Source organism: Streptomyces tubercidicus (assembly GCF_027497495.1).
Taxonomy (GTDB): Bacteria; Actinomycetota; Actinomycetes; order Streptomycetales; family Streptomycetaceae; genus Streptomyces; species Streptomyces tubercidicus.
In genome coordinates this window covers 7,721,020-7,733,086 of the sequence record NZ_CP114205.1, presented here as the reverse complement: position 1 = coordinate 7,733,086, position 12,067 = coordinate 7,721,020, and the positions used below count along the sequence as shown (strand labels likewise).

Below are 12,067 nucleotides of genomic sequence, written 5' to 3'. Positions count from 1 at the left end.
GTCGGGTGTGGCTTCGTCGGGTGTGGCTCGGTCGGGACGACGGTGCTCAGCCGTCGGCTTCGCCAAAGGCGAGGCGCACCAGGTCGTCGACTTCCATGCTTTCGATGGCGGCGGGAGCGGCGTCGGCCCCGGGTTCGGGGGCTGCCTGCGCGGTCGCCGGCTCCGCCAGTGCCAGCAGAGCGTCGAGGAGCCCGGCTGCCCGCAGGCGTTTGAGGGGAATGGCGGCCAGTGCCTGCCGTACCCCGGCTTCGTCCTCCGGGTCGGGGGCTTCCCCCACGGGCGGACCGGGGACGAGTGTCGTGCAGAGGTGTTCGGCGAGGGCCAGTGGCGTGGGGTGGTCGAAGACGAGGGTGGCGGGCAGCAGTGCTCCGGTCGCGGCGCCGAGCCGGTTGCGCAGCTCCACTGCGGTCAGCGAGTCAAAACCGAGGTCCTTGAACGACTGCTGGTCACCGACCTCGGCGGCGGAGGCATGGCCGAGTACCGCGGCGACCTGGGTGCACACCACGTCGAGCACGGCGTGGTGTGCCTCGTCGCGGCTCAGCGTGGCGAGCGTACGGGTCAGTGTCTCGGCGGCGCCCGCTCCGGCCGGGGCCGCCGGGTCCGCGGCCGCCGTCCGGCGGGGCGCCGTCGGCAAGAGTCCGCTCAGCAGCGGCGGGACGGGCCCGCCCGAGGCCAAGGCATGGGGATCGACCAGCATCGGCAGCAGGGCTGCCTCGGGCCGGCCGAGTGCCGCGTCGTAGAGGGCGAGTCCGCGGTCGGGGGGCAGGGCGGGCAGTCCCGCGCGTGCCATGCGTTGCCGATCGGCTTCGGTGAGTCCGCTGGTCATGCCCGTCGCCCGGGACCACGGTCCCCAGGCGAGCGAGGTGGCGGGCAGCCCGGCGGCCCTGCGCTGGGCGGCGAAGGTGTCGCAGAAGGCGTTGGCGGCGGCGTAGTTGGCCTGGCCGGGAGCGCCGAACACGCCGGCGGTCGAGGAGAAGATGAGGAACGCCGCCAGGTCCTCATCGCGGGTGAGTTCGTGCAGATGGACCGTCGCGTCGGCCTTGGGGCGCAGGACCGCGCGGAGCCGCTGCGGGGTGAGCGAGGTGATGACGGTGTCGTCGAGTACGCCTGCGGTGTGCACGACGGCGGTGAGGGGGTGCTGCTTCGGTACGGAGTCCAGCAGTGCGCGCAGTGCCTCGCGGTCGGCGCTGTCGCAGGCCACGACGGTGACCTCGGCACCGAGAGCCGCCAACTCCTCGCGCAACGCGTCCACACCGGGCGCCTGGGGCCCGCGGCGGCTGGCCAGCAGAAGGTGGCGGATGCCGTGCTCGGCGGCGAGATGCCGGGCCACCAGCGCGCCCAGACCACCCGTACCACCCGTGATCAGCACCGTCCCGTCACCGTCCAGCGGAACCGGCATCGTCAGCACGACCTTGCCCACATGCCTGGCCTGGCTCAGATACCGGAACGCCTCCGGAGCCTTGCGCACATCCCACGCCGTCACCGGCAACGGCTCCAGCACACCCCCGTCGAACAGTGCACGAACCTGCGCGAACATCTCCCTGATCCGGTCCGGGCCCGCCTCGATCAGATCGAACGCCTGGTACTGCACACCCTCGTGCGCGGCAGCCACCTGTGCGGGGTCACGGATGTCGGTCTTGCCCATCTCCAGGAACCGCCCGCCCCGCGGCAGCAACCGCAGCGAGGCATCCACGAACTCCCGCGCCAGGGAATCCAGCACCACATCCACACCCCGGCCACCGGTCTCGGCGAGGAAGGACCCCTCGAAGTCCAGATCACGCGAGGACGCAATATGCGCCTCATCCAGACCCGAGGACCGCAGCGTCCCCCACTTCCCCGGGCTCGCGGTACCGAACACCTCCGCACCCAGATGCCGCGCCAACTGCACCGCGGCCATACCCACACCGCCCGCCGCGGAATGCACGAGCACCGACTCACCCGCCTGGAGTTCCCCCAGCTCCACCAACGCGTAGTACGCCGTCAGGAACACCACCGGAACCGAAGCAGCCTGCGCGAACGACCACCCCTCCGGAACCCGGATCACCATGCGCGCATCAGCCACCGCCACCGGACCGAACGCATACGGGAACAACCCCATCACCCGGTCCCCCGGAGCAAAACCGGTCACACCCGGACCCGTCTCCATGACCACCCCGGAGCCTTCGAGGCCGAAGGCTCCCGCGTCGCCGGGGTACATGCCGAGGACGTTGAGCACATCGCGGAAGTTCACCCCGGCGGCCCGCACCGCGATACGCACTTCGCCTTGTTCCAGCGGGCGCGCGGCAGCGTCGTGGGGCAGCAGGGCGAGGTGGTCGAGGGTGCCCTTGCCGGTCATGCCGAGCCGCCAGCAGGTGCCGTCGGCGGGGTCGCGCAGTGCGGTGCCGGCGTGGACCGGGGCGACCTTCGGCAGGTGCATGGTGCCCCCGCGGAGGGCGAATTGGGGCTCGTTGGCGGCCAGCGCCACGGGCAGCGCGGCGTACGAGGTGTCCTGGCCGTCGAGGTCGGCGAGGACGAACCGGCCGGGGTGCTCGGACTGCGCCGAGCGCACCAGGCCCCAGATCGGGGCGGCCGCCGCATCGTGGCGGGTGGTGCCGGGAGCGTCGACGGCTCCCCGGGTGACGAAGGCGAGCCGGGCCGCGGCAGGTGCTTCCGCCAGCCAGGCCTGGACCAGTGCCAGTGCGCCGGTACCTGCCTCGTGCGGATCGACGGCGGGGAGTTCCACGAGGACGGTGCCGCAAGCCTCGTGGATGTCGGCGGGGCCGGCCAGCCGGGCCAGGGGCAGTCCCGCGGCGGCCAGGTCGGCGGCGAGGTGCTCACTGTCCAGTACGAGGAGGCGGTCCGGCTCCTCGGGCGGTGTCGTGGGGACGGGGACCACGGGCCAGTCGAGGTGGTAGAGGGGGCCGGAGGCCCGTGCGGAGAGCGCTATCCGGTCGGTGGAGATCTCGCGCAGCGTCAGCGCCTCGATGTCGGCGACGGGCCGGCCGTCGGCGTCGGCAAGGGTGAGGGACACGGTGTCGGGTGCGGACAGGTCCAGGCGGACCCGCAGCTGCGTCGCCCCGGTGGCGTGGATCTGCACTCCGCGCCAGGAGAAGGGCAGCCGTCCGCGGTCGGTGTCCCCCGTCGGCAGGTATGCGGTCGCGTGCAGGGCGGCATCGAGCAGCGCCGGGTGCAGTGCGAAGCGGTCCGCGTCCTGGTCTGCCGTCCGGGGCAGAGTCACTTCGGCGTGTACCTGGTCGCCGTCGCGCCAGGCGGCATGCAGTCCTTGGAAGAGCGGTCCGTAGCTGAACCCGCCCGCGCTCAGCCGCTCATAGAGGTCCTCGACCGGCAGCGGCTCGGAGCCGGGCGGCGGCCATGCCGACGGGGCGGGTGCCGTGGGCTCCGGGTGAGCGGCGGTGAGGGTGCCGGTGGCGTGCAGCGTCCAAGGCTCTCCGGGAACCGGGTCGGCACGGCGCGCATGGACGGTGAACGCCCGGTGGCCCTGCCCGTCGTCGGCGCCGAGTACCGCCTGCAGGTCCATCGCCTCCTGCTCGGGGAGGATCAGCGGGCTGACCAGGGTCAGGTCCCCGACGCGGCGGCAGCCGGCCCGGTCGCCCGCCAGAACGGCGAGTTCGAGGAAGGCCGTGCCGGGGACGACCGCGGTGCCCCCGAGGGCGTGGTCGGCGAGCCACGGCTGGTCCGGTACCGAGAGTCGGCCGGTGAACAGGTGGCTGCCGTTGGCGAGTTCGACGGCTGCGCTCAGCAGTGGGTGGTCGGCCGGGCCGATTCCCACGGTGGCGAGGGTGCGGGGAGTCGGCCAGTACCGCTGCCGCTGGAAGGGGTACGTGGGCAGGTCGCCGACGGCCGGACGGCCCGGGTGGGCGTTGGCGACGGCGGACCAGTCGAGGTCCGCGCCGTGGACATGGGCACGGGCGAGGCCGTCGAGCAGCGAGCGGGACTCGGACGTCCGGTCGCGGAGGAGCGGAATGACGGCCGTGCCGGTGGTGTCGGGGGGCAGTGAGCCGGCTGCCATGGCGGAGAGGGTGCCGTCGGGGCCGAGTTCGACATAGCGCCGCACGCCCTGCTCGGTGAGCCCGCGGAGGCCGTCGTGGAACCGGACGGCTCCCCGTACCTGACGCACCCAGTAGTCGGGGAGGTGCAGTTCGGTGGCGATCTCGCCGGTCAGGTTGGACACCACGGGGATGTGCGGCTCGTGATAGGTGAGCCCTTCGGCGACCGCCCGGAAGGGGGCGAGCATCGGGTCCATATGCGGTGAGTGGAAGGCATGGCTGACCTGGAGGGACTTGGTCCTGCGGCCGTCGGCGGCCAGCCGTTCGGCGATCCGGTGCACGGCAGCACGGTCGCCGGAGAGCACGACGGAGTCCGGGCCGTTGACGGCGGCGATGCATACCTGCTGGTCAAGTCCGTCCAGCAAGGGCAGCAGCTCGGCCTCCGTCGCCTGGACGGCGACCATGGCGCCGGTCTGCGGGAGCGCCTGCATGAGCCCTCCGCGGGCGGCGACCAGGGCACAGGCGTCGGGCAGGGAGAACACCCCGGCGATATGTGCCGCGGTCACCTCGCCGATGGAATGGCCGAGCAGGTAGTCGGCGCGCAGACCGGCCCGTTCGGCGAGGCGGTGGAGGGCGGTCTCCATGGCGAACAGGGCGGGCTGGGTGTATTCCGTCCGGTGGAGCAGACCGTCGGTGTCGTGGAACATGACGTCACGCAGCGGCCGGTCGAGATGGTCGGCGAAGTGTTCGCAGACCTCATCGAGGGCGTCGGCGAACACCGGGAAGGTGCGGTGCAGTTCCTGGCCCATGCCGGGGCGCTGGGCGCCCTGTCCGGTGAACAGGAAGGCGGTTCCTGCGCCGGGACGGACCATGCCGTCCACGGCCCCGGTTGCCGGTTCCTCGCCGGAGGCGAGTCCGGCCAGGGCGGACAGCAGGGTGGCGCGGTCCGTGCCGTGGGCGACCGCGCGGTGCTCGAAGGACGCGCGGGTGGTGGCCAGGGCGTGTCCGACGGCCGCGAGGGGCAGGTCGCGGTGCTGTTCGGCGTGTGTGTGCAGGGCCGCGGCCAGGGCGCGGAGCGCCTCGGGGCTGCGGGCGGACAGGGGCCAGACGAACGGCAGTTGGGTGGTTTCGGTGACATCCTGCGGGCCCGGCTGCGGCCCGTCGGCAACCTCGGACAGCTCGGACGGCTCGGCGGCCTCGGCCGGTTCCGGGGTGGCCTGTTCGAGGATGACGTGCGCGTTGGTGCCGCTGAAGCCGAAGGAGGAGACCCCGGCCCTGCGGGGGCGCCCGTGCTCGGGCCAGGGGAGCGGGGCGTCGAGCAGCTCCACGGCGCCTTCGGCCCAGTCCACATGGGACGAGGGCGTATCGATGTGCAGCGTCCGCGGCAGCAGGCCATGGCACATGGCCTGCACCATTTTGATCACTCCGGCCACGCCGGACGCGGCCTGGGTGTGCCCGATGTTGGACTTCACCGAACCCAGCCACAACGGGCGTTCCGCGTCGCGGTCCCGGCCGTAGGTGGCGATCAGCGCCTGGGCCTCGATCGGGTCGCCGAGGGTGGTGCCGGTGCCATGGGCTTCGACGGCGTCGACGTCACCGGCCGTGAGCCGGGCGTCGGCGAGCGCCGCCCTGATCACCCGCTGCTGGGAGGGGCCGTTGGGTGCCGTCAGGCCGTTGCTGGCGCCGTCGGAGTTGATGGCGCTGCCGCGGATGACGGCCAGTACCGGGTGCCCGTTGCGCCGGGCGTCGGACAGCCGCTCCACCAGCAGCATGCCGGCGCCCTCGCCCCAGCCGGTGCCGTCGGCGCCGTCGGCGAACGCCTTGCAGCGGCCGTCGGCGGACAGTCCGCGCTGACGGCTGAACTCCAGGAACGCGGCAGGGGTCGACATCACCGTGACACCGCCCGCCAGGGCCAGCGAGCACTCCCCCGACTGGAGGGCGCGGATCGCCCAGTGCAGGGCGACGAGAGAGGAGGAGCATGCGGTGTCCACGGTGACGGCCGGGCCTTCGAGGCCGAAGGAGTAGGCGATCCGGCCGGAGACCACGCTTGCCGCGTTGCCCGTGCCCAGGTATCCGCCGACGGCTTCGGCGGCGTTGTCCAGGACGGTGGTGTAGTCCTGCCCGTTGGTGCCGGCGAAGACGCCCGTACGGCTGCCCCGCAGGGACAGCGGGTCGATACCGGCCCGCTCGAACGCCTCCCAGCAGACCTCCAGCAGGATCCGCTGCTGCGGGTCCATGGCCAGCGCTTCGCGGGGCGAGACGCCGAAGAATCCGGCGTCGAAGCGGTCGGCTTCGGTGAGGAAGCCGCCCCGGCGGGTGTAGGTCGTCCCGTCGTGCTCCGGGTCGGGGTGGTACAGCGCCGCGGTGTCCCAGCCACGGTCATCGGGGAACTCCCCGATGGCGTCGCCGCCGGCGGCCAGGAACTCCCAGAAGGCGTCCGGTGTCCGGATACCGCCCGGGAAGCGGCAGCTCATCGCCACGATGGCGACGGGCTCACCGGCCGTCGCGGCATCGGCCCCGGAAACCTCCAACTGGAGCCCGGACCCGAGCAGTTCGGCCATCAGGTGAGCGGCGACGGCCGAGGGCGTGGGGTGGTCGAAGACCAGGGTGGCAGGCAAGCGGAGTCCGGTCCGGCTGCCGAGCGCATTGCGCAGTTCGAGGGAGGTCAGGGAGTCCAGGCCGAGGTCCTCGAAGGCCCGGTCGGTGTCGATCCGGTCCGCCGAGCTGTGGCCGAGGACGGTGGCGGTCTCGGTGCGTACGAGATCGAGGATCTGGGCGTGGCGCTCTTCGGGGGCCAGGGCGGCGAGGGCAGCCAGTGCGGGTGCCACCGAGGTCCCGGCGCCCGTGCCCGGTCCGGCCGCCGGGGCCGCGGTCCGCTTGGCGGGAGGGCCGACGAGCGCCCGGAGCAGCGGAGCAACCGTCGGGCCGCTCCGGCGGACCGCGGCGATATCGAGCGGCACCGGGACCGCTACGGCCCGGTCCTGGGAGAGACAGCGGTCGAACAGGGCGAGCGCCGCTTCGGTGGACAGCACACCAACACCGCCCCGGTCCATCCGCCGCCGGTCCGTCGCGTCCAGGCGGGCGCTCATCTCGCTGCGCTCCGCCCACATTCCCCAGCCGAGGGCAAGCGCCGGACGGCCCTCGGCGCGGCGCCGGTGGGCGAGCGCTTCCAGGAAGGCGTTACCGGCGGCGTAGTTGCCCTGGCCGGGACCGCCGAAGGTGGCGGCGGCGGAGGAGAACAGGACGAAGGCCGAGAGTTCGAGGTCCCAGGTGAGCCGGTCGAGGTTGACCGCGGCATCGGCCTTGGGGCGCAGGACGGTGGCCATCCGCTCGGGGGTGAGGGAGGCGATCACCCCGTCGTCGAGCACACCGGCGGCGTGCACGACCGCACCCAGTGGGTGGGCTGCGGGAAGGGTGGCCAACAGGTCGGCCAGGGCCGTCCGATCGGCCACATCGCAGGCGGCCAGGGTCACCCGGGCGCCGAGCGCGCGCAGCTCCTCGGCCAGCTGCTCGGCGCCGGGTGCGGCCGCACCGCGTCGGCCGACGAGCAGCAGATGCCGTACCCCGTGTCCGGTCACCAGATGCCGGGTCACGGCGGCACCGACGGTTCCGGTGGCGCCGGTCACCAGGACGGTGCGGAGCGCGTCGAAGCGGGCTCCGGCCATGGGGGGTGTGGACGCGGGCTTCCGGGAGGGCTGGGCAAGCCGGGTCAGCCGAGGGGCCAGGAGGCGCGTGGCGCGGACGGCAAGCTGGGGCTCCCCGGAGCGCATCGCCGCGCCGATCGCTGCGCTGGGCAGAGCGTCGGCGTCGCTGCCGGTGTCGCTGTCACTGTCACTGTCGGCATCGAGGTCGGCATCCACGAGCAGGAACCGGTCGGGGTTCTCCGACTGCGCCGAGCGCACCAGGCCCCACACCGCGGCGGCGGGCAGATCCGTGACGGTCTCGTCCGGGGAGGTGGCGACGGCGCCCCGGGTGAGGAAGACCAGGCGCGCGTCAGCCAGGCCCGGTCGGCCGAGCCAGCTCTGCAGCAGCGCCAGGGCGTCTCCGGCCGAGGTGTGGGCGGCGGCGGCCGGTTCGTCTGCTTCCGTGCTCCGCCAGGGGACGACGACGAGGTCGGGGACGTCGGCGCCCTGTTCCGCGGCCGTGGCGAGCGCGTCCAGGGCGCCGTGGAGGCCGGGTGCTTCCGCGTCGGCCCCGGGGTTGCCCTCGCCGAGGATCGCGACCCGGTAGGGCGGCTGCTGCGGGGCGGACGGCGGCAGTTCGGTCCATTCCACGGTGAAGAGATCGTCGCGCCCGGAGGGTATCCGCGGCCCGGCGACCTCGGCGGCGGGCACCGGGGTGACGGAGCCGAACGAGGCGACGGGGGCGCCGAGTTCGTCGGTGAGGTGGATGTCCAGTCCGCCGCCGTCCGCGGGCGCGAGGCGGGCGCGCACCGACTCGGCGGCCACCGCGTGCAGCGCACAGTCGCGCCAGGACACGGCGACGGCGTCCGGGTGCCCCGCGGCGGGGAGCGCCTGGAGCACCGCGTCGAGCAGCGCCGGGTGCAGGGCGAACCGGGCCGCGTCAGCGCGGTACTCCTCGGGCAGTGCGGCCTCGGCGAATACCGTGTCAGCGTGCCGCCATACGCCCCGCAGCCCGTCGGACGGCAGCCCGTGCGGGAACTCGTCGCCTTCCCGCGCCGTGTGCCACAGGTCCGGGTCCACGGCGCGGGCGTCGGCGGGGGGCCAGACCCGGAGGTCGTGGTCAGGCCGCTGCGGCGACTGCCGGGTGAGCGCACCGTGGGCGTGCCGGGTCCACGGCGTCTCGTCGTCCGGCCGGTCGGCGGGGCGGGAGTGCACCGTCAGAGTCCGTCGTCCGTCCGGTTCTTCCCCGGCGTCGCCCAGCACCACCTGGAGGTCGACGGCGGACTGCTCGGGCAGTACGAGGGGGGCGTCCACGGTGAGTTCGGCGAGGTGCTCGCAGCCTGCCACGGCGCCGATGTGGAGGGCGAGATCGAGGTAGGCGCTCGCGGGGAGCTGGACGCGGCCGTCGGCCGCCCGGTCGGTGAGCCAGGGGTGCGCGGACGGTGTGAGGCGCCCGGTGGAGACGATGGCGCCGCGGTCGGCCAGGGTGATGGCCGTCGGGAGCAGGGGGTGTTCGCCCGTGCGGTGCGCGGTGGCCGCTTCGGGGGCGGCCAGCCAGTAGCGACCGCGCTGAAAGGCGTAGGTGGGCAGGTCCACGCGGTCGGCGTCGGGGAAGAGCCGGTCCCAGTCGGGGCTCGCGCCGCGGGTGTGCAGTGCGCCCATGGCGGTGAGGACGCTAAGGCTTTCCGGCCGGTCCTTGCGCACGGCGGGTACGAGAAGGGAGCCGGTGTCCGCGTCCAGGCAGCCCTGGGCCAGGGCGGTGAGGGTGGCGTCGGGCCCGATTTCGAGGAAGCGGGTGACCCCGCGCCGCTCCAGTGCCCGGATGCCGTCCGCGAACCGTACGGCTTCCCGTACGTGCCGTACCCAGTAGTCGGCGGTCCCCAGGTCGGTGGCCGGTTCCCCGGTCACATTGGAGATGACCGGGATACGCGGCTGACGGAACGTCAACTCGTCTGTCAGCGAGCGGAATTCCGCGAGCATCGAGGCCATCAGCGGGGAGTGGAAAGCATGGCTCACCCGGAGGCGCTTGGCCTTGCCGCCCTGCTGCTCGAAGCGCCCGACGAGCGCTGCCAGCGCGTCCTCGTCACCGGCCACGACGGTCGTCCGGGGGCCGTTGACGGCGGCGATGCTCAGCCGGTCGGCGGCGTCCGCCAGCAGCGGCAGCACCTCGGCCTCGGCGGCCCGCAGGGAGAACATCGCGCCTCCGGCAGGGAGCGCCTGCATCAGACGTCCGCGGGCGGCGACGAGGCGGCAGGCGTCCGGCAGCGAGAGAACTCCGGCGGCGTGTGCGGCGGCCAGCTCCCCGATGGAGTGGCCGAGCAGGAAGTCAGGGGTGAGACCCCAGGATTCGATGAGGCGGAAGAGCGCGATCTCGAAGGCGAACAGGGCCGGCTGGGTGAAGCCGGTGCGGTCCAGCGCCGCCGCGTCCTGGCCGAATACGGTCTCTGCGAGCGGCTGTGGCAGCTCCGGGTCGAGATGGGTGCAGATCTCGTCGAAGGCGTCCGCGAAGACAGGGAACGCCTTGTGGAGTTCGCGGCCCATGCCGAGGCGCTGGGCTCCCTGGCCCGCGAAGAGGAACGCGGTTTTGCCGCGGCCGGCCGTGCCCCGGACGGCCGCGGTGTCGTCGCCCTGCGCGAACCGGGCGAGGCGCTCCAGCAGTTCCTCGCGGTTCTCGCCCAGCACCACCGCGCGTTCCTCGAAGGGGGTACGGGTGGTGGCCAGCGAAGCGGCGATGTCCACGGCGCCGACGGTGGCAGGCACCTCGCTTACGTGGGCGAGTAGTTGATCCGCCTGGGCGCGCAGGGCCGGTTCGCTGCGGGCGGAGAGCACCCAGGGCACCACCGGAAGCGGCGCAGCGGGTCGCGGCGTTCGGCCGGACCGCTCCCCGGCCCGTTCGGGCTCCGCCACGGCCGGGGGCGGGCCGTCCGGGGCTGGGGCGTCCGGCTCCGCCCCGGCGGGTGGGGCCTGTTCGAGCACGGCGTGCGCGTTGGTGCCGCTGACCCCGAAGGCCGAGACCCCGGCGCAGCGCGGACGGCCGGTCTCGGGCCAGTCCACGGCGTCGGTGAGCAGCCGGACGTCGCCCTCGCTCCATTCGACGTGGGTGGTGGGCCGTTCGGCGTGCAGGGTGCGGGGCAGCACACCGTGCTGCATCGCCTGCACCATCTTGATGACGCCGGCGACCCCGGCCGCGGCCTGGGTGTGGCCGATGTTGGACTTCACCGTGCCGAGCCACAGCGGGCGGCCGGCTTCCCGTTCCTGGCCATAGGTGGCCAGCAGCGCCTGCGCCTCGATGGGGTCGCCGAGGGGGGTCCCGGTGCCGTGAGCCTCCACGGCGTCCACGTCGGAGGCGGTGAGGCCGGAGGCGGTGAGCGCCGCGCGGATGACCCGCTGCTGGGACGGTCCGTTGGGGGCGGTCAGTCCGCTGCTCGCCCCGTCCTGGTTCACGGCGGTGCCCCGCACGAGACCGAGTACCCGATGGCCGTTGCGGCGGGCGTCGGAGAGCCGTTCGAGCAGCAGCATGCCGACGCCCTCGCCCCAGCCCGTGCCGTCGGAGTCGTCGGAGAACGCCCTGCAGCGCCCGTCGGCAGACAGCCCGCGCTGCCGGCTGAACTCCAGGAAGGTGACGGGGGTGGACATCACCGTCACACCGCCGGCGAGGGCGAGGGAGCACTCCCCCTGGCGCAGTGCGGTGCAGGCCAGATGCAGGGCGACCAGGGAGGAGGAACAGGCGGTGTCGACGGTGACCGCCGGGCCTTCGAGGCCGAAGGTGTAGGCGACCCGGCCGGAGGCGATGCTGGCGGCGCTGCCGTTGCCCAAATGGCCTTCGAGGCCGGCGGGCGGCTCGCTGAACCGCGAGCCGTAGTCGTTGTACATGACGCCGGCGAAGACGCCGGTGGGGCTGCCCTTGAGCGTCTGCCGCCGCAGGCCCGCCCGCTCGAACGCCTCCCAGGACGCTTCGAGAAGGAGACGCTGCTGCGGGTCGGTGGCCAGCGCCTCGCGGGGCGACATGGCGAAGAAGTCCGGGTCGAAGTCGGCGGCGTCGTGGAGGAAGCCGCCTTCCCGGGTGTAGCAGGTGCCGGGGTGGGCGGGGTCCGGGTGGTAGAGGGAGTCCACGTTCCAGCCGCGGTCCTCCGGGAAGGGCGTGATGCCGTCGGTGCCGTCGGCGACCAGCTGCCAGAGGTCCTCCGGCGAGCGCACCCCGCCGGGGTAGCGGCAGCTCATGGCCACGATGGCGATGGGCTCGCGTTCGCGGGCCTCCATCTCCCGCAGACGCTTGCCCGTCCGGTGGAGATCCGCCGTCACCCGCTTCAGATAATCGCGGAGCTTTCCCTCGCTCACAGTTCAGCTCCCTTCACCGGACCGGCGGCCTGCCGCGCACCGGCCCCGCCACGCTGGATCGTCTACTCGCTGATCACATTCTGTGGGCGCGGGCCGGCCGATCAGCCCGCCGGCCGGTGA

The 12,067-nt window shown here is 73.5% G+C and carries 1 pseudogene; it reads right to left on the bottom strand.

Features of this window, described 5'->3' with window-relative positions:
• Positions 1-46: 46 nt before the first annotated feature.
• A pseudogene (locus STRTU_RS33685) lies at positions 47-11,908 on the bottom strand (SDR family NAD(P)-dependent oxidoreductase); the annotation flags it as partial.
• Positions 11,909-12,067: the final 159 nt, after the last annotated feature.